The following is a 20,195-nucleotide window of genomic DNA, read 5'->3' as shown; positions in this document are numbered from 1 at the left end:
CAATAAAAACAAATGTAACTATAATGGTTACAAAGAGGTGAGGAAATGGCCATTTCAACACGTTTTAGCGTTGCAGTTCATATTTTAACATTAATAGATATGAATCAAGAACGCTCGATTACTTCTGAGCTTATTGCTGCAAGTGTTAACACTAATCCAGTTGTAATTAGACGAATTATGAGCAAACTAAAAAAAGCAGGACTAATTAAGTCTAGCCCTGGAATAAGCGGTACCTATTTATTAAAAGACGCTTCTGAAATCACGTTATATGACATATATGTAGCAGTGGGTGTAGCGGATCATCTGTTTGATATTCATAAAAATCCTAATCCAAATTGTGAAGTAGGTGCAAATATTCAAGGCACATTAGACAACGTTTTTAACCACGCTGAACAGCAAATGGAAGCAGATCTAAAACGGACAACATTGAGTCAAATAATTTCTGATATTAAACAAAAAGCAACAAACTAGCGGGATGTATTTCCCGTTCATTTTTAAACTAAATGTAACTAATATGGTTACTAATGAAACTGGAGGAATAAATAATGAAAATAGCAATTATTGGTGCAACTGGAAAAGCAGGCAATGAAATTACAAAAGAAGCAATTCGCCGTGGACATGACGTTACGGGATTTGTTCGAAATAAAGCAAAACTTTCGACTGAAATTAAAGCGGTAGAGAAAGATATTTTTGCTTTAACAACCAGCGATTTAGAAAATTTTGATGCAGTTGTGGATGCTTTTAATGCAGCTCCAGGGGAAGAAAACCTACATCAAACATCGTTAAAACACCTTTCTACTATATTAAAAGGGACGAAAACACGCTTAATCGTTGTTGGTGGGGCAGGAAGCTTATATGTTGACCCGGAAGAAACGATTAGAGTTATGGATACACCAGATTTCCCAGCTGCATTTTTACCAACAGCAACTAACATGGGAGCCGCTTTTGATGCACTGCAAAAAGAAACGAATCTTAATTGGACATACATAAGTCCAGCCGCTTTCTTTAATCCAGATGGAGCTAGAACGGAGGAATATAAAACCGCACAGAATGTTCTAACGACAAATGCAGCAGGAAACAGCGAAATTAGTTATGCTGATTATGCCATGGCCTTCGTGGACGAAATAGAAAAGGCCCAACATTTAAATCAACGTTTTAGTGTAGTATCTAAATAGAATAAGCAAATTTAAAAGCAAGTATTATTCGTGTAAATATTCGGATGGTGCTTGCTTTTATATATATGGCTCGTAACTAGAGATGATTTAGCTGGATGAACTTGACGTTATACTGATATAATGAAATGCATAACTTTTTAAAATAAAAACATACATAGGCCCTTTTAACTTCATTTTAAAAAAAGCACTGAAAAAATTCGCTTGATTATTAAATTGGAATTATTCGACAAACCATGCCAAAGAAAAAAGTATTTCAGATATTAGTGAAAGAGATAGATTTAAGGTGGAGCATAAGGTGTTTTAAACTAGCGTAGCAGATCGGCTAATTATCAAAGAAGCATTGAAGGAGGAAAATGAATTGAAGAAATATAAATGCTTTTGTTGCGGCAATTTAACATTGCAAACAAGAGGGAATTACGATATTTGTCCAGTCTGTTTTTGGGAAGATGATGCAAATTTAATATTAGATAGAGGTGAAATGCGTTCCAGCGCAAATCATGGGCTGACACTAAAAGAAGGACAACAAAATTATAAAGAATTTGGCGCCTGTGAAAGAGAAATGCTACCCCATGTTAGAAAACCAAAATCATTTGAAAGAAAATAAAAGCAAAAAAATAAAATTTGGCGATTCACCAAATTTTTACTACTTTACCAAAAATATTTCGTTGTTTAACCCATCCATTAACAAATCCATGATTATTAGAAATTTGATACTCTACTTGATTATTCCGCGTACGAATCGCTGAAATTAAGTGTGTATAGTAATTACCTTTTACTTTACAAAATACAATATCTTTTACCTCAAGTTTGGTATCAGTTGTAATCGGAACAAGACTGACTGGTTGGTTCGATTTTATAATTGGCAACATAGAATTTCCTGCTTCTTTATACTTTTCAATGAATTGACCTTGTTGTAGCAAAGAAGCAATAAAGCTTGCCTTTGACATTTATACACCACCTTTCCATTTGAGTCTAGCAAAAACATAATGAAAAGTAAAGTCATTCTTTACATCACTACAAATTGATTTCTTATAATATAGAAGAAACGTGATTTTTTTTAATGTTTAAGATTTGTTAAATTGATATAAATAGAGCGCAAGATGGATTGCAATTGTTGCTAAATTAACGTATTCTAATACCATCAAGGGATTCGTAGACAGAAAGGCGTGACGGCTTCTGAAATATCGAAAACTATCTAAAAAGAAAAAGCAAAAAAGACTACTTGGAATAGCAGGAGTACTAGTTCTTATCATCTTAGTTGGTGTTATTGCCTCCGTTGTTAAACAGCAGTATTTAATTATGACGGCTCCAGAACCTGATCCAGCTTTTCATTCCAAAGAGCAAAATTTTCTAAATGAACTTTCACCACATGCGCAGGAAATACAAGAAAAACATGGTATCTTAACCAGTATTACTTTAGCTCAGGCAATCTTGGAATCTGATTGGGGACAAAGTGGTTTAGCGCAAAAAGGTAATAATTTATTTGGTGTAAAAGGTAAATCACCGCAACCACTTGTAACAATGTCAACGAAGGAATTCGTAGATGGGAAGTGGCTGGAAGTAAAAGCAAACTTTCGAAAATATAAAGACTGGAATGAGTCATTAGATGCGCACGCAGAACTTTTCTTAAATGGAACCACTTGGAGTAAAGATAAATACAATGGTGTTGTAGCAGCAGATGACTATAAAAAAGCTGCACAAGAACTGCAAGCAGCAGGTTATGCAACGGACCCCGACTATGCGGAAAAACTAACGACTATTATTGAAAACTATGATTTACAGCTATATGATAGAATTGATGACAAAATCTATTATGATACTAAATCAACAGGCTATGGTAATGTTAAAAAAGATGTATCGGGGGCCATTTGGACAAGACCATATGGACTATCAGGTGCGCAAAAAGTAGAAGAAATAAACTACTATAAACGAGAAGATTTAAAACTTTTACGTGAAGCAAAAACAGATAGTGGAACATGGTATCAAATAGCTGTAAAAGATGAGCCAATTGGTTGGGTTAAACAAGAATTAGTGGAAAAAAAATAACGAAATAATAGAAAAAGACGCAAAAAGGCTTGTCTTATTTATAGGCAAATAGTCCTTTGTTCCGGCTTTTTCTATTTTATTTGCAAAAAATAAGCAAAGCAAATAACTTCATTACCAAATACTGCCACGTTTTGTAACATATGTCATCTAAAAGTAATGTGTATTACAGGAAACTTTTGATAGAATAAAGTGGTTGTTTAAAAGGACACTGGTTTCTAGTTGCAAATCAAAACTAGAAGGATAACTCAAAAAGGATGTGCAAAAAATCATTATGTTACAACTCGCAAAGAAGCATTTGGTGACAATTGGAATTGGACTTACAATTACATTATGTGCATTACCACTCCATAGCCAAGCTGCTGGTCTAGAGGACGGCTTAACTTCCAAGCAAGAGAAGTTTATTAATGAGATTGCGCCGCATGCAGAGAAAGTACAAAAGGAACATGGCATTTTGGCAAGCATTACTATTTCGCAAGCAATCCTTGAATCTAACTGGGGAGAAAGTGTGCTCGCAAAAGATGGTAATAATTTATTCGGAATAAAAGGAGCTTACAACGGAGCATCCATTAAATTACCTACCAAAGAGCATAATGGTGTGGTATGGGTTGGAACGGATGCTAAATTTAGAGCATATCCAAGTTGGTACGAATCCATGAAGGATCACGCACTTTTATTTGTTAATGGCCCATCTTGGAACAAACATTTATATGCAGGTTTAATCAATGAATATGATTTTGAAAAAGCAGCTATTGCATTAGGTAAAACAGGTTATTCATCTGATCCAGAATATGCAGCAAAATTAATCGAACTAATAAAAAAAGCAAATTTAAATAAATATGACACAGTATACAGTGAACCTGTATCTGAAAAAGCAATTAAAGCTGTTGGGGCAGTAACATCAAAAGACAATAGTTTTATTTGGTCCGCTCCAAGTGGTACAAAAGAAGCAAAACCGTTAGAAAGTATTTCTAAATATATTGGGCGAAAAGTTTCGATTGACCAAGAAGTAAAGCTATCCGATTCCAATATTTTATGGTATCACATCCATCAAAATGGTGAATCAATTGGTTGGGTGGAAAGCACAGCAGTTAAAAACTTTTATCAGTCAGAAGATTATTCACCTACGTTAGAGTCGCTATTAAAAACAGATGAGCAAAATCGCTTAGTAATCAATATGAAAATCGATACTTCAGAACTTCATAAAACACAGTATGCTATCACTAAGCCAAAAGAAAAATTAGTTCAAAAAGTACCTTTATTAAATATACAATCCATCACTTGGTAATAATATCACAAAAAGCTGAAAAGTCATTCTCAGCTTTTTTTGCATTTTAACAGGTTTTTTCTGAAGAAACTGTTATAATGTATAAGGAGTTTATTAAGGAGGGGTTATTTTATATGGATGAACAATTAAAGATGTTAAAAGCGTTAACTGATGCGAAAGGTATCCCTGGTAATGAGCGTGCAGTTAGAAACGTATTTCGTGAATACATTGAACCGTTAGCTGATACGTTTGAAATGGACGGTTTAGGTAGCGCAATTGCTAAAAAAGTAGGTAATGAAGCTGGACCAAAAATTATGATAGCCGGTCATTTAGATGAAGTCGGTTTTATGGTCAGCCAAATTGATGATAAAGGATTCATCAAATTTCAAACAGTAGGTGGATGGGTTTCACAAGTTATGCTTGCACAAAAGGTAACGATAGTCACTCGTGCTGGAGAAGAAATTACGGGTGTGATTGGTTCAAAACCACCACACGTTATGACCGCAGCAGAACGCCAAAAATCTTTTGATATTAAAGATATGTTTATTGATGTTGGTGCAATTGATAAAGCTGAAGTTGAAAGTTACGGAATTCGTCCTGGTGATATGATTGTTCCTGCTTTTGATTTTACAGTAATGAAAAATGAGAAATTTTTACTTGCAAAAGCATGGGATAATAGAATTGGCCTTGCAATTGCCATTGAAGTACTAAAAAATTTACAAAAAGAGCAACATCCTAATATTGTTTATGGAGTTGGAACAGTTCAAGAAGAAGTAGGCTTACGCGGAGCAAAAACAGCAACACATTTTGTTCAACCAGATATTGGATTTGGTGTTGACGTTGGTATCGCAGGAGATACTCCAGGTGTAACAGAGAAAGAAGCAATGAGTAAAATGGGGAAAGGACCACAAATTGTTATTTATGATGCGTCAATGGTTGCACACGCAGGTCTTCGTGATTTTGTGACCGATGTTGCGGACGAATTATCCATTCCTTACCAATTTGAAGCTATTCCAATGGGCGGAACAGATTCTGGTTCTATCCATTTAACTGGCAATGGAATTCCTTCGCTATCCATTACTATCGCAACCCGTTATATCCATTCGCATTCATCTATGTTACATCGCGATGATTTCGAAAATGCAGTAAAATTAATTACGGAAGTTGTTAAACGACTTGATCAAGAAAAAGTAACAGAAATTCGACTAGGTTGAGTTTCGAGAAATGAGGAAAACTTTCATGGAGCAGATTCAATCTGTAAAAAACGACCGTGTGAAAACATGGAAAAAATTACAAACTAGAAAAGGCCGTGATAAAACAGGTACTTATTTGGTAGAAGGTTTTCATTTAGTAGAAGAATCATTACGCCAAGACGGTCTCGTACTAGAGTTACTTGTTTCAAAAGGTGTATCTGTTCCAGAAGAGTGGCTAAAAGGACATTACGATATTTTTGAGATTAGTACAGAAATCAGTCATTTGATAAGTGAGACGATGACAGAACAAGGAGTCTTTGCGGTAGTTGCTACTACGGAACCGGACTTGATATTGCTTTACGGAAAAAAACTACTTTTAGTTGATGCCGTTCAAGATCCTGGTAATGTTGGCACCCTGATTCGTACAGCAGATGCAGCTGGATATGATGCCGTAATTCTTGGGCGTGGCAGTGCAGATCTTTATAATCCAAAAGTTATTCGTAGTGCGCAAGGTAGCCATTTCCATATTCCTGTAATCCAAGCAAACTTAGTGGATTGGATTGTGAACTTGGAAGAAGAAGGTGTACCAGTAATTGGAGCTGTTCTTGATAATCAAGCTAAGTCATTAAATGACACAATGAAACGAGATACACTAGCTTTAATTGTTGGGAATGAAGGAAATGGTATCTCAGCAGAATTACAAGCGCGATTGTCAGAAAAAGTGTATATTCCGATTTATGGTGATAGTGAATCATTAAATGTCGCTGTTGCTGCAGGAATTTTATTATACGGATTACGAAAATAATAAAAAAGAGTGCTAAGTATGTATGCGCCCCTAAAATTAGAATAAAAATCTAACATTAGGAGCGCACTACAGTAATTAAAAACTTGCGCACTCTTTTTTATTTATACTTCTTTCATTTGCTCCATTTCTACTTCACGTATAACGACATTTTTTAAATCTGCTACCACACTATGCATATAATCAAACGCTGCTCCCCAATCAATACCCGTAAAAAAGCCATTCGAGCTACCTGTTGAAATAATGGTAACCTCAGTTTCTCCGTGAAAGTTATTAATATTTACAAATAAAGCTGCCCGATTAGAGGAACGGAAATAATATTTTTCGCAAGCAAGCATCGCCAAATCTCCAAATTCAAATGTTTGAATTTCTGAAAAGACAATATTAGAACCAACTTGACCTCGTTTAATAATCTCTAAAGTCTCAGAAACATCTGTTTTTACAAGGTAACGAATAGATGGCATAGTAATTTCTCCTTTTTATCATATTTCTTATAAATAGTTTAATCCAAAAGCAAAAATAGGTCAAATAGACCAACAACTTACTAAAAATAAGCAACGTGGTATTAATTAGTTACTTTCTGATGATAAATATGTTACAATGTCTTGAGAGGTGAGAATTATGACTGATGCACATACAGTATGTCCGAAATTTGAATCGGCGTTCCAATTATTAGGTAAACGCTGGACAGGACTTATCATCAATGTCTTACTGACTGGTCCAAAACGGTTTAAACAAGTTGCCGCTGAGATACCACAAATGAGTGATCGGGTGCTTGCAGAACGTTTGAAGGAACTTGAGGAAATGGATATTTGCTTAAGACAAGTATATCCAGAAACTCCTGTACGCATTGAATATGAACTAACTGAAAAAGGTAAAGCACTCCAAGAAGTAATGCTAGAGGTCCAGTGCTGGGCTGATAAATGGGTGGAAGTGCCAAATTAAACGAAGGATAATCTCTCCTCTAAATTTGGAGAGATTATTTTTTAGCTTGAATATTTGATTAAAGCATATTATAATAGATACTATCTAAATACGAAAAGACAATGAAAGAGAAAAGTAACAAAGTGCGTCTGGATAGGGAGAAGTGGTCAAAGACTGGAAGCCACTTTGCAAACAAATTTGTGAACATTTCAGCTCTGGAGTCGCCACTGGGAAGCGTAGTTAACGTGAAGGTGGACCGGTTACTAAGCCGTTATCAAAATTTTGAGTGGGAGCAATTTATTTGTTCTTATTAGGGTGGTACCGCGAGAAGTCTCGTCCCTTTGTGGATAGAGCTTTTTTATTTTGTCTAAAAAGAAGGAGTGAACGGTATGTTAGAACAATTGAAAACGCTGAAAAGTGAGGCAGAAGTACAAATTTCCGCGGCAACTGATTTAAAAACATTGAACGATTTACGAGTGAAATACCTTGGTAAAAAAGGTCCTATGACAGAAATCATGAAACAAATGGGGAAACTTTCTGCTGAAGAAAGACCAAAAATGGGTTCACTCGCTAATGAAGTAAGAACAGCTTTAACAGAAGCTATCTCTGAAAAACAAACAATTTTAGAAGAAGAAGCAATTAATGAAAAGCTAAAATCCGAAACAATTGATGTAACTTTACCTGGAAGTAAGCCAAGTATTGGGACTAGCCATTTGTTGACTCAAGTAGTGGAAGAAATGGAAGATATGTTTATTGGAATGGGGTACAAAATTGCTGAAGGTCCAGAAGTAGAACTAGATTATTACAATTTTGAAGCATTAAATTTACCTAAAGACCATCCAGCTCGCGATATGCAAGATAGCTTTTATATTACAGAAAATACTTTACTTCGCACACAAACGTCACCAGTACAAGCAAGAACGATGGAAAAACATGATTTTAAAAATGGTTCCATCAAAGTAATTTGTCCAGGTAAAGTATATCGTCGTGATAATGATGATGCGACTCACTCCCATCAATTTACCCAAATCGAAGGACTAGTGGTTGGTGAAAATATTACTTTTGCAGATTTAAAAGGAACCTTAACTGTACTTGCTAAAACCATGTTTGGCGAAGAACGTGAAATTCGTTTGCGCCCATCATTTTTCCCGTTTACAGAGCCTTCCGTTGAGATGGATATTTCTTGTTTTAAATGCGGTGGAAAAGGGTGTCGAGTTTGTAAAGGAACTGGGTGGATTGAAATTCTAGGTAGTGGCATGGTTCATCCAAATGTACTTGAAATGTCCGGGATAGATTCTACTCGTTATAGTGGGTTTGCTTTTGGTATTGGACCAGAACGGGTTGCCATGTTGAAATATGCGGTAGATGATATTCGCCATTTATATACCAATGATTTACGCTTTACGAAGCAATTTCAAAGTACAGAAACGGGGGAAATCTAATGTTAGTTTCATATAATTGGGTTAAAGAATTTTTTGAAGAGTTCCCGTTATCTGCGGAAGAGCTAGGAGAAGCAATTACAAGAACCGGAATCGAAATTGAAGGTGTAGAAGAATTAAGCGCTAGTTTGAAAAACATTGTTGTCGGGGAAGTTTTAACTTGTGAACGACATCCTGATGCAGAAAAATTAAATAAATGTTTAGTACAAACAGACGATGAAGAACCTGTACAAATTATTTGCGGGGCACCAAATATTGCTGCTGGACAAAAAGTGATTGTTGCTAAAGTTGGCGCAAGACTTCCCGGTGGTCTTAAAATCAAACGTGCTAAATTACGTGGTGAAGTATCAGAAGGAATGATTTGTTCACTCGCAGAACTAGGGTTTGAAAGTAAAGTTGTTCCTAAAGCTTATGCAGAGGGAATTTATGTTTTACCGGCACATGTGGAAGTTGGCGTGAGCGCAATCGCATTAATGGGTCTAAATGATGCAATTTTGGATATGGCTATTACACCTAACCGTGCAGATGCTTTAAGTATGAACGGTGTAGCCCATGAAGTTGGAGCGATTATTCACCAAAAACCAGCGCAACCAAGACAACCCGATGTTTCAGAAAAAGGAAAAGCGGAGGCATTTTTAACTGTAGAAGTGGAAAATCCTACCGAAACACCTTATTATGCAATTAAAATGATTGAAAATATTTCTATCGAAGAATCGCCACTATGGTTACAAACAAAACTGATGAAGGCAGGAATTCGACCGCATAATAATGTGGTGGACGTCACTAATTACATTAATTTATTATATGGACAACCGTTACATTCATTTGATTATGATAAAATTGGCAGCAAAAAAATCGTGGTTCGTTCCGCTAAAGAACATGAGGAAATTGTTACATTAGATGGTGAAAAACGAAAACTTCAAGCTGGTCATACTGTCATTACAAATGGAACAGAGCCAATTGCAATTGCAGGGGTTATGGGCGGAGAATCTTCAGAAGTTACGGCAAATACTACAACTGTTGCGTTAGAAGGCGCTATTTTTAGTAGTTCTTCTATAGGGAAAGCATCGAGAGAATTATATTTACGCACCGAAGCAAGTATTCGTTATGATAAAGGATCAGATGCTTGGAAAGTTGAGAAAGCACTTGCTCATGGTGGTGCGCTAATCGCCGAACTTACTGGTGGCACATTAGTTGGTGGCGTTGTCGAAGTAGATAACCGTGAAAAAGCAATCAATAAAATTGAAACAAGCTTAACACGGATTAATCGCATTTTAGGAACAGAAATCACTCAATCTGAAATAGAAACTATTGTTAATCGACTTGGCTTTGTATTAGAAGTAAAAGAAGATGCCTTAATCATTGAAGTACCATCTAGACGTTGGGATATCACGATTGAAGCTGATATTTTAGAAGAAGTTGCTCGTATATATGGTTACGATGAAATTCCAGCTACACTTCCAGCAACAAGTACAACTGGTGGCTTATCAGAAAGTCAAAAAATGCGCCGTGTAATGCGTACTTATTTAGAAGGTGCGGGACTTAACCAAGCATTGACTTATTCGCTGACTTCTAAAAAAGATGCGACTCGTTTAGCGCTAACTAACGAAAACACAGTAGCACTTTCAATGCCAATGAGTGAAGAACATAGCCATTTAAGAACAAGTATCGTACCACAACTGATTCGTAGCGCAAGTTATAATATTGCTCGTAAAAATACGGATGTGGCACTTTATGAAATGGGAACAGTATTTTTTGCAACAGAAGGTGATAATTTACCAATTGAACAAGAACATTTGGCAGGATTGATTACCGGTAACTGGCAAGAGAATGATTGGCAAAAAGCATCGAAACCAGTAGACTTTTTCGTTCTAAAAGGAATTGTCGAAGGTTTAGTGAAGAAGTTAGGCATTAAAGCAGAACTAGTTTGGAAACAAACTGAAAAAGAAGAGTTACATCCTGGAAGAACTGCAAGCATTTATATAGAAGGAAAAGAAATTGGTTACCTTGCTGGTCTTCATCCAGCTTTAGAAGCAAGTGTCGATTTAAAAGAAACATATGTCTTTGAAATCAATGTGGAAGCATTACTTGCGGCATCTAAAGAAAAAATTGTCTACCATCCAATTCCACGCTATCCAGAAATGACACGTGATTTAGCGCTACTTGTTGACAAAGAGACTGATCATGCAATGATTGAACAAGTTATCAAAGCACATGGCGGAAACTTGTTGGTAAATATAGAGTTATTTGATATTTTTGAAGGTGAAAGCATTGGGGAAAATAAAAAATCACTCGCTTATACATTAACATTCCTTGATAACGAAAGAACACTTGTGGAAGAAGATGTACAAAAAGCAACAAATAAGGTTATCGAAGCGTTACAAGAAAAATTAAACGCGATTATTCGTTAATTATCCAAGTTAACCTGTGAGAAACAATTTTCTTACAGGTTAACTTTTTTAACTTCACTTAATGAAATAGTGCATGGTATAATAATTAAATATGGCACAAAGTAAAGGACGGGAAAAATGACCTATGTAGAAATGAAAGATGTATCCAAATACTACCAAATGGGTGAGAATGTTGTTACAGCAAATGACAAAATAAACTTTGGAATAAAAAAAGGGGAATTAGTTATTATTGTTGGTCCTTCTGGTGCAGGTAAATCTACTGTTCTAAATATTTTAGGAGGAATGGACAACGCCAGTGAGGGCAAAATTATGGTTGATAACCAAGATATTGCTCAGTATAATACAAAACAATTAACCAAATATCGCCGAACAGATGTTGGTTTTGTTTTTCAGTTTTATAATTTAGTACCGAATTTAACTGCCAAAGAAAATGTGGAATTAGCTGCTCAAATTGCACCCAATGCTTTAGATGCGGAGACAGTTTTAACACAAGTCGGCTTAAGTCATCGTTTAAATAATTTTCCCGCACAACTTTCTGGTGGAGAGCAACAACGGGTGGCTATCGCTAGGGCTCTTGCAAAAGCACCTAAATTATTACTTTGCGATGAACCAACAGGCGCACTAGATTATGATACGGGAAAATCAGTTTTAAAGCTTCTCCAAGAAACCTGTAAAAACACGGGTACTACAGTTATTATCATTACTCATAATACAGCAATAACTCCTATCGCGGACCGAATCATCGAAATTAATAACGCAAAAGTTCGTAGTATTAAAGAAAACCCGGAACCAATGTCTATTAATGACTTAGAATGGTAGAAAGGAGCAACTAGTGAAACGTACAGCATTATGGAAAGACATTTTCCGTGAAATTTGGCGTTCGAAAAGCCGCTTTATCTCAATTTTTATGTTGATTATGCTGGGGGTTGCTTTTTTCTCCGGACTTAAAGCGACAGGACCAGACATGCTTTTAACTGCTGATAATTATTTTCAGAAATATGAGTTAGCAAATTTTCGTGTACAATCCACCTATGGCATAGATAAATCAGATAAAGAAGCATTAGAATCAATTTCAGGTATAGAAGAAGTGGAACTTGGCTATACGGCAGATACACTGATGAAAGATAAAAATATAGTAACTAAATTATATTCCTTATCAGAAAAAGCAAACTTAAACAAATACAAAGTGATAAGTGGACATTTACCAGAAAAATCTGGAGAAATTGCACTGGATAACAATAAAGCGATTCACCAAAATGTAAAACTTGGCGATAAAGTAACTTTTGTGGATAGTAGCGGGGATGAATTAACTAATACATTAGCTAAATCAACTTATAAAGTGGTTGGTTTTGTTCAGTCGCCTGCTTACATTCAAAAATCTGAACGTGGCTCAAGTACTGTTGGTAAAGGAAAAACAGATGCTTTTGGTGTCATTCCAGAACAAGATTTTGATTTGCCAGAATATACAGTTGCCAATATAACATTTCAAAATTTAGCCTCCCAAAAAGCTTTTAGTGATACATATATTTCCACAGAAAAAAAAGACAAGGCAAATATTGAAAAGGCACTTCAAGAACAACCAGCAAATCGCTTAGCTAAAATTAAACAAACAGAGCAAAAGAAACTGGACGATGCAACAAATGATATAAATAAAGCTAGAGCTGAACTGCAAGCAAATGAAGCTAAATTAGCAGACGCAAAAGCACAAATCGATACGGGTTTTTCAGAGTATAATGCCGCTAAAGCAAGTTACGATGCTAAAATCAAGCAAGGGGAGGCAGAAATTACTGCTGGAGAACAGGAACTTGCTAATGCCAATACAAAACTTACTGCTGCTAAAAGCCAAATTACCGACGGAGAAGAAGCACTTTTACAAGCAGAAGAAGAGCTAAATGATAATCAAGCTGTATGGGAAGATAACAATATCCTTTTAAACAGTGTTAATGGTTATTTAAGAACTGCACGATCAACTTTAGAAAATGCGTTAAGCCAACCAGATTTAACTAATTATCAATTAGACCGAGCAGCTTTAACAGATTCATTTGAACAAATTGCAACAGAATTAGAAATATCAGCGAGTGAAAAAGCTGATTATAAAGAGACATTAGATAATTTGATGGACGATTACGACAGCGGTACTATTACAGATGCTGAAATTCGTTCTAGTCTTAATGCAGCACTTGAACAGGTCACTGCGGGAGAACAAGTTTATCAAGCAGCGCGAAATGAATTAAATGCTGATAGACGACAACTAGATCAAGGTGCTAAAAATCTTGCGCAGAAAAAACAAGAATTACAAACAGCCAAAACCACTTATCAAACAGGGCTAGCACAATATGAGGCAGGAATGAAAAAACTTACTTCCGCCAAACAAGAATTAGCTACTGGAAAAGAAACAGGACAAGCAGAATTACAACAGGCACTTACGAAGTTAAATACTGCAGAAGCTGAATACGAAAAAAATCTCAACTTATTTACAGCTGAAAAGAAAAAAGCAGAAACCAAACTTTCAAAAGCGGAAAAAGATGTCCAAATTGGTCAAGAAAAACTAGATGCATTAAAATCACCAAAATATTATGTACTGGACCGAAATGATAATCCTGGTTATAGCGAGTATAAAGAAAATGCAGATCGTTTAACTTCCCTTTCAACCGCTTTTCCTATCTTCTTTTTCTTAATTGCTGCCCTTGTTTGTTTAACAACAATGACTCGAATGGTGGAGGAACAAAGAACACAAATTGGGACATTAAAAGCATTCGGTTATTCCAATAGCAGCATCATTTTGAAATATCTTGTTTATGGTTCCATTGCAAGTGTGCTTGGAAGTGTCGTGGGAATCTTAATTGGTTTCCAGTTTTTCCCAAATATTATTTTTAATGCCTATAAATCAATGTATGCAATGCCATCTGTAGACATAGCATTTTACTGGAGTTACAGCCTATTAGCTTTATTTGTAGCACTACTTTGTACTACATTTACTGCATATGTGGCTTGTCGTGCGGAACTTCGCGCGAATTCAGCTACTCTAATGCGCCCGAAAGCACCAAAAATAGGCAAAAGAATTTTCTTAGAACGTATTCATTTTATTTGGCAGCGAATGAATTTTACAAGTAAAGTAACAGCACGTAATCTTTTCCGTTATAAGCAGCGGATGTTAATGACGGTACTTGGAGTAGCAGGTTGTACAGCGCTGATTTTGACAGGTTTTGGCCTTAGAAACTCTATTAGTGATATTGCCACAATGCAGTATGGGGAGATTATGAAGTACGATGCTGCCATCTATCAAGATACTAGCGCACCCAAGTCAGCGAAAGAAACGTATCAAGAACTTATAGCAGATCCAAATGTTGCGAATAAATTGGCTTTTGCGCAAACCAATCTGGATGCAGTGAAGTCTGGTCAATCAGCACAAGCACTTTCGATTATTGTTCCTAAAAATGTAAATGAATTACCTGATTATATTGTGCTTCGCGATCGGGCGAGCCATACAACTGAAAAACTAACAAACGATGGAGCGATTATTAGTGAAAAATTAGCTAAATTATATGATATAAAACCAGGAGATAAAGTTACAGTTAAAAATGCGCAAAATGATAAGTTTAGCATTAAAGTTAGTGCGATTACCGAAAACTATGCAATGCACTACCTTTATATGACTCCAACTTATTATCAGCAAATTTTTGATAAAAAGCCTGTTTATAATTTAGATTTATTAATGCTAAAGGATACTTCACAAAAGACCGAAACCGATTTTGCGGAGAAATTAGTGGACAGTAAATCGATTTTAAACGTAACATTCTCTAACAATGTAAGTTCGATGTTGACAGATACATTGGATAGCTTAAATATTGTTATTGTCGTACTGATCACTTCTGCTGCATTGCTTGCTTTTGTCGTATTATATAATTTAACAAATATCAATGTATCAGAACGCATTAGAGAATTATCAACCATAAAGGTACTTGGTTTTTATCCAAAAGAAGTGACAATGTATGTATATAGAGAAAACATTATTTTGACACTGATGGGGATTGTCACCGGTTTTGTACTCGGCTTTTTCCTACATCGCTTTATTATCACCACTGCAGAAGTGGACCAAATGATGTTTAGCCCAACAATTAATTGGACAAGTTACCTATTTTCTAGTATTCTAACATTAATTTTCGCTTCTATTGTAATGATAGTTATGCATATTAAATTAAAAAGAATTGATATGATTGAAGCACTTAAATCAGTAGAATAAGGAGAAACCTGCTTTTTGAAGCGGTTCTTAAAAGGAAAACTCAAAATTCACCTTTTAGGAGCCGACTCATTTTAGCAGGTTTTTTTATTTGACTAAATCCGTAAAAAATACTAAACTTAAAAAATAGTTAAAGGGGTGAACTTTATTTGGAAAAACAAAAAATAAAACAACTGATTCGTAGCTATCAACAAACATACATATTTGCATTAACACAAATTCATCAAGTTATATCAGAACTTTCTACTAATACTGCGGATATATCTATCGAGCAATTTTTTGTTTTACGTGAAGTTGCTGATAATGATGGAATTAGCGCAAGTGATATAGCTATTTCTTTATTAGTAAATAAAAGTGCAGTCACACCAAAACTTAAAAAGCTAGAAGAAAAAGGCTATATTACCCGAGCAAAAAATCCAAGTGATAAGCGAGCAATTGTTTTAACCATCACCGAAAAAGGAAATGAGGTTTATCAAGAATGTGAAAAGAAAATGGAAAACCTTGTTAATGAATGGTTAGAAATTCTAGGAGAAACAGAGAGCGAACAATTTTTAAAGCTATATGAAAAAATCACCAGGTCAGTCATTCAAACAAGAATGTAAAAGGAGAGATTTGGTATGAAATGGGTTTTAAAACTACGATGGGCTATTTTGGCTTTTTGGCTTGTGGCAGCTGTTGTATTAATGCTAGTTGCGCCGCCCATGGCAGATTTAGTACGTGAAAAAGGGGAGCTAAAATTACCTGATGGCTATCCGTCTTCACTAGCTACAGAAATGCAAAAGAAACATAATCCTGATGAAAAAGGTTCGGCCTATATAGCAGTCTATAATGCAGATCATAAATTAACTGGGACTGATTTAAAGCATATCGAAAAATCATTGGACTCCATTGATAAAGATAAAGAAGCGCTCCATGTAACCAACGTTTTATCTAGTTTTAACCAGCCAGAATTAAAAGAAAAATTCTTATCAAAAGACGGAAAAACAATGGTGGCTACTTTAACAGTGGATGACTCAGAAGCTTCTGTTAAGAGCATTCGTAACGCATTAGATAAAAAAATGGATATCCAAGGAATGGATAGTTATTTAACTGGGAATAAATTAATTCAAGAGGACGTTATACAAGGTTCAGAAGATGGCTTACATAAAACAGAAGGAATTACTGTTGTCTTTATTCTTGTCGTACTATTTCTTGTATTTCGTTCAGCAGTAGCACCATTTATTCCACTTATCACAGTTGGCATAAGTTATCTCGTAGCTCAAAGTTCCGTAGCTTTTTTAATCGACCTATTTAATTTCCCTGTTTCTACATATACACAAATATTTATGGTTTGTATTATGTTTGGAATAGGAACGGATTATTGTATTCTCTTAATGAGTCGCTTTAAAGAAGAAATGGGCGCAGGGTTAAATCCGCAAGAAGCTGTTCATGCAACTTATCGTACAGCTGGAAAAACAGTCATCTATAGTGGGGTAGCTGTACTCGTGGCATTTACTTCTCTTTATTTTGTACAGTTTGATTTATATCGTTCCGCTGTAGCAGTTGGTGTTGGTATTATCGTCTTACTAGCCTCGCTCTATACACTCGTGCCATTTTTCATGAGTACACTAGGAACCCATTTATTCTGGCCATTAAATAAAAATATTAGTCATAAAGAAAATAAAGTTTGGGGAGCTGCTGGTAAATTCGCATTTGCAAGACCTTGGATAGCATTACTTATCGTGGCAGCCATTACTTTACCTCCAATTTTACTTCATACAGGAACAGAATCATTTAACTCATTAGATGAAATTAGTGATAAATATCCATCAAAAAAAGGATTTGAAATTGTTTCAGATAGTTTTGGAGCAGGGCAAGTAGCACCAACGCAAATCTTTATTGAAAATGACGATAATATGCGGACAGCAGATTATATTGCTCAAATTGAAAAAATTTCAGCAGATTTATCACATTTAAAAGGTGTCGATATGGTTATGAGTGCTTCACGACCAGCAGGGAAACGTGTGGATGATATCTACATTAACAACCAAGCCGGTCAAGTAAATAACGGTGTCGATCAAGCAACAGATGGTGTTGGACAAGTGAAGGAGGGGCTTGATTCAGCCAGCTCCGAACTAAAAAAATCGGAACCAGCGTTAAATCAGGCAGTGGAAGGTGTTAGTGATTTACAACAAGGTACCGTCGCAACTCAACAAGGTATCACACAACTCCAAACCGCTCTTACACAAATTCAAACAGGTATTGAAAGCGGAGCAAGTGGAGCAGGTGACCTAAAACAAGGCATATCAGATGCGAAAACACAACTCACTGCACTACAAGATGGCGAGACTCAAATTCAAGCTGGTTATGTAGAAATTCAAAAAAATCTCCAAAGTGTAGCAGATCAGCTAAATAGTTTCACGGATCCAAATGCAGAAGCAATTGATACATCTAAATTAGAAGCGCAGTTTAAACAAATTGCAGATTCCTTCCAAACCTTCGCTGCGGCACATCCAGAAATTAGCAATGATCCTAAGTTCCAACAACTAGCCGCAAATATACAAGGTTTACAAACTGCTGGAACTGAACTTAAAACAGCCGCCGATAACCAAATGGCTACACTACAAACAAAAATGACCGAGCTAAATCAAGGTATCCAACAGTTGGCTACTGCAATGGCCCAATTAAATGAACAATCAAAACAAATTTCTAGTGGTCTAAGTGCATTTAATTCCGGCCTTAGCCAAATAGAAACAGGACTTGATCAATTGGAACAAGGTTTAAATCAAGCCGCAGATGGTCAAAGTCAAGTTGTTGCTAAAATGCCCGAAATATCAACCGCTTTAAGTCAAATTGCCGCTGGACAAGGCGCACTAAAAGATGGATTTTCTGGAATTAGTGGGCAGATGGGTGAACTTACGAGTGGCTTAAAATCTGGAGCAGACGGTTTAGGCAAAGTACAAAGTGGTTTAAATACTGCAAATGGTCTTATCAATGATTGGTCCAATGTGCCGTATGCAAGTTCCGGAATTTATGTTCCAGATGAACTACTAAAAAATGAAGATTTTCAAAAAGTATTAGATCAATATATTTCTGATGACGGCAAACTAGCAACAATTAATGTTGTATTAACAAAAAATCCATATTCTAATGAAGCAATGGATTCAATAGATGATATTAATGAGCAGTTAGCAGCCAGCACAAAAGGAACTAAACTTGAAAATGCTAAAATTGGGATTGGCGGGATGACAAGCGCTAATTATGATACACGTGATATGTCCACCGCCGACTATCATTTAGTACTGATCATTGTTTTGGCAAGTGTATTTATTACTCTAGTTATTGTATTACGTTCTCTAGTAATGCCACTTTATTTAATCGCCTCACTCGTATTAACTTATTTTGCAGCCCTTGGTTTTGCAGAAATTATCTTCATGCGAATCCTAGGCTATAGTGGACTTACTTGGGCAACTCCATTCTTTGGATTTGTTGTTCTAGTCGCACTTGGGATTGATTATTCCATATTCTTAATGTCCCGATTTAACGAATATAATGGACTTTCGGTTCGTGAACGAATGATAAAAGCGATGAAAAACATGGGAGGCGTCATTTTCTCGGCAGTCATTATTCTTGGTGGAACATTTGCCGCAATGATGCCAGCTGGTGTTCTTTCGCTATTAGAAATTGCAACAGTAGTTCTAATCGGGCTTATCCTTTATGCCATCGTTATTTTACCATTGTTCGTTCCAGTTATGGTAAAACTTTTCGGTCGTGGTAACTGGTGGCCATTCATTACAAGAAAAGGAGACCATCAAGAAAACGTCCCACCGAAAAAATAACAACCAATAAAAAGCCGCATTTCCTTTTAAAGGAGTGCGGTTTTTGATTTCACTGGAAATAATTTATTAGTTTGCAGAGCCATCTTGTTTTAAACTATGCCAATTCCACGAAAATGAATACCAAACAAAAACCAATTTTCTTGATATGTGTGGTATGTTTAATTCCTTAAAACACATACCCTATCCAAATGTAAAGGTAGTGATACTTGGATAAGGTTCATATCATAGTCCCGGATATGTGATTAGTTGATTACTTTTTCCATGATTAGGTGATTGAAAAGGATGTTTTTATTTCACACTATTATTGTGTTGATTTTGGTACCGCTGATTTTTTTAGGCGAATGAAATTTTTTCCTATGATAAAAAAGATCTTCATCAATCCATGTGCCCCTAGTTTTTTACCCTTACACATAGATAGTAATAGCTTTCTCAAACAGGATATTTTTAAGTTATAAATTTCACAAATTAGACACAGACAATAGAGTAGAGTTGTGATATATTGGGAATTGAAAAAATATATAGAAGATGGTTTTTATGGCTGGACAATTAGAATGACCTCAGCTGATTTACGGGATCGTGTGAAACCTTTTGAAATTAGTGCACGAGAAATCGAACAAATGCCATAATGCTTATTTCCATTACGTGAACACTTTCGCAGTGAATGGGAGAGGCAAGCTTTTTCACAATTTTTTGATCAGTTTAATCAATTAAAACTAAAGGTGACGGAATTTGCGAATTTGATGGATCAAATTGAGCAACAATTTTCTTAAAACTTCGGGTTTTAAGCCTAATACCGAATACGCCACTTATGAGATTCTCGTAAGTGGCGTTTTTTTCTAAAAATGAGCAGAAAGGGATGAAGAAAAATGGGTACAGTAGCAAG

18 protein-coding genes and 1 other annotated feature are annotated in these 20,195 nt (G+C 35.8%); of the genes, 15 read left to right on the top strand and 3 right to left on the bottom strand.

The features are described 5' to 3' along the window. Positions 1–45: 45 nt before the first annotated feature. The 3 genes from HCJ45_RS11800 (at position 46) to HCJ45_RS11790 (ending at position 1,779) form a co-directional block, all read left to right on the top strand. Positions 46–471 (top strand): Rrf2 family transcriptional regulator, encoded by a 426-nt coding sequence (locus HCJ45_RS11800; RefSeq protein ID WP_187124931.1) that lies wholly within the window; start codon positions 46–48, stop codon positions 469–471. 74 nt (positions 472–545) lie between these two features. Continuing rightward, positions 546–1,175 (top strand): NAD(P)-dependent oxidoreductase, encoded by a 630-nt coding sequence (locus HCJ45_RS11795; RefSeq protein ID WP_187124930.1) that lies wholly within the window; start codon positions 546–548, stop codon positions 1,173–1,175. Between the two features lie 358 nt (positions 1,176–1,533). After that, entirely contained in the window at positions 1,534–1,779 is a 246-nt protein-coding gene (locus tag HCJ45_RS11790; RefSeq protein ID WP_187124929.1) for a CPCC family cysteine-rich protein, read from the top strand. A 25-nt stretch (positions 1,780–1,804) separates the two neighbouring features. On the opposite strand, the gene HCJ45_RS11785 is transcribed toward HCJ45_RS11790, so the two are convergent. Continuing rightward, a complete protein-coding gene (locus tag HCJ45_RS11785; RefSeq protein ID WP_187124928.1) occupies positions 1,805–2,122 on the bottom strand; it encodes a phage repressor protein in 318 nt (105 codons plus the stop codon). Positions 2,123–2,351: 229 nt separating this feature from the next. On the opposite strand from HCJ45_RS11785, the gene HCJ45_RS11780 reads away from it, so the two are divergent. From HCJ45_RS11780 to HCJ45_RS11765, 4 genes are all read left to right on the top strand, one after another. Continuing rightward, positions 2,352–3,221 carry a glucosaminidase domain-containing protein gene (locus HCJ45_RS11780; RefSeq protein ID WP_187124996.1) on the top strand — a complete coding sequence of 290 codons (870 nt, stop codon included), beginning with the start codon at positions 2,352–2,354 and terminating at the stop codon, positions 3,219–3,221. Positions 3,222–3,492: 271 nt separating this feature from the next. Next, positions 3,493–4,506 carry a glucosaminidase domain-containing protein gene (locus tag HCJ45_RS11775; protein ID WP_222717939.1) on the top strand — a complete coding sequence of 338 codons (1,014 nt, stop codon included), beginning with the start codon at positions 3,493–3,495 and terminating at the stop codon, positions 4,504–4,506. Between the two features lie 113 nt (positions 4,507–4,619). Further along, positions 4,620–5,699 carry a M42 family metallopeptidase gene (locus tag HCJ45_RS11770; RefSeq protein WP_185347648.1) on the top strand — a complete coding sequence of 360 codons (1,080 nt, stop codon included), beginning with the start codon at positions 4,620–4,622 and terminating at the stop codon, positions 5,697–5,699. 25 nt (positions 5,700–5,724) lie between these two features. After that, positions 5,725–6,483 (top strand): TrmH family RNA methyltransferase, encoded by a 759-nt coding sequence (locus HCJ45_RS11765; protein WP_187124927.1) that lies wholly within the window; start codon positions 5,725–5,727, stop codon positions 6,481–6,483. Positions 6,484–6,584: 101 nt separating this feature from the next. Here HCJ45_RS11765 and HCJ45_RS11760 read toward each other — a convergent pair whose 3' ends face one another. After that, a complete protein-coding gene (locus HCJ45_RS11760; RefSeq protein ID WP_187124926.1) occupies positions 6,585–6,944 on the bottom strand; it encodes a DUF6054 family protein in 360 nt (119 codons plus the stop codon). A 157-nt stretch (positions 6,945–7,101) separates the two neighbouring features. On the opposite strand from HCJ45_RS11760, the gene HCJ45_RS11755 reads away from it, so the two are divergent. The 8 genes from HCJ45_RS11755 to HCJ45_RS15060 all read left to right on the top strand — a co-directional run bounded on the left by HCJ45_RS11755 (position 7,102) and on the right by HCJ45_RS15060 (position 19,938). Beyond that, positions 7,102–7,425 carry a winged helix-turn-helix transcriptional regulator gene (locus HCJ45_RS11755; RefSeq protein ID WP_003721618.1) on the top strand — a complete coding sequence of 108 codons (324 nt, stop codon included), beginning with the start codon at positions 7,102–7,104 and terminating at the stop codon, positions 7,423–7,425. Positions 7,426–7,517: 92 nt separating this feature from the next. Then, positions 7,518–7,748 (top strand) — a binding site (T-box leader). A 45-nt stretch (positions 7,749–7,793) separates the two neighbouring features. Further along, positions 7,794–8,846, top strand: coding sequence for a phenylalanine--tRNA ligase subunit alpha (gene pheS / locus HCJ45_RS11750; RefSeq protein ID WP_187124925.1), 1,053 nt, complete (start codon positions 7,794–7,796; stop codon positions 8,844–8,846). Beyond that, a complete protein-coding gene (pheT, locus tag HCJ45_RS11745) occupies positions 8,846–11,254 on the top strand; it encodes a phenylalanine--tRNA ligase subunit beta (RefSeq protein WP_187124924.1) in 2,409 nt (802 codons plus the stop codon). The genes pheS and pheT overlap by 1 nt, the downstream gene beginning before the upstream one ends. Positions 11,255–11,371: 117 nt before the next feature. Continuing rightward, on the top strand, positions 11,372–12,073 hold the full coding sequence (locus HCJ45_RS11740) for an ABC transporter ATP-binding protein (protein WP_185347658.1): 702 nt from the start codon (positions 11,372–11,374) through the stop codon (positions 12,071–12,073). Between the two features lie 13 nt (positions 12,074–12,086). Further along, positions 12,087–15,497, top strand: a complete 3,411-nt coding sequence (locus tag HCJ45_RS11735) for an FtsX-like permease family protein (protein WP_187124923.1) — start codon at positions 12,087–12,089, stop codon at positions 15,495–15,497. A gap of 146 nt (positions 15,498–15,643) precedes the next feature. Further along, positions 15,644–16,096, top strand: a complete 453-nt coding sequence (locus HCJ45_RS11730; protein WP_187124922.1) for a MarR family winged helix-turn-helix transcriptional regulator — start codon at positions 15,644–15,646, stop codon at positions 16,094–16,096. 15 nt (positions 16,097–16,111) lie between these two features. After that, positions 16,112–19,312 carry an MMPL family transporter gene (locus HCJ45_RS11725; protein WP_187124921.1) on the top strand — a complete coding sequence of 1,067 codons (3,201 nt, stop codon included), beginning with the start codon at positions 16,112–16,114 and terminating at the stop codon, positions 19,310–19,312. A gap of 491 nt (positions 19,313–19,803) precedes the next feature. After that, positions 19,804–19,938, top strand: a complete 135-nt coding sequence (locus HCJ45_RS15060; protein WP_281384482.1) for a hypothetical protein — start codon at positions 19,804–19,806, stop codon at positions 19,936–19,938. Between the two features lie 73 nt (positions 19,939–20,011). Here the strand turns inward: HCJ45_RS15060 and HCJ45_RS14875 are convergent. Further along, a partial coding sequence (locus HCJ45_RS14875; RefSeq protein WP_222717938.1) for a hypothetical protein occupies positions 20,012–20,195 on the bottom strand: 184 nt, incomplete at its 5' end.

The sequence above is a fragment of the Listeria immobilis genome (genome assembly GCF_014322845.1).
GTDB classification, from domain to species: domain Bacteria; phylum Bacillota; class Bacilli; order Lactobacillales; family Listeriaceae; genus Listeria; species Listeria immobilis.
This window is presented reverse-complemented; position numbering and strand designations above follow the sequence as displayed.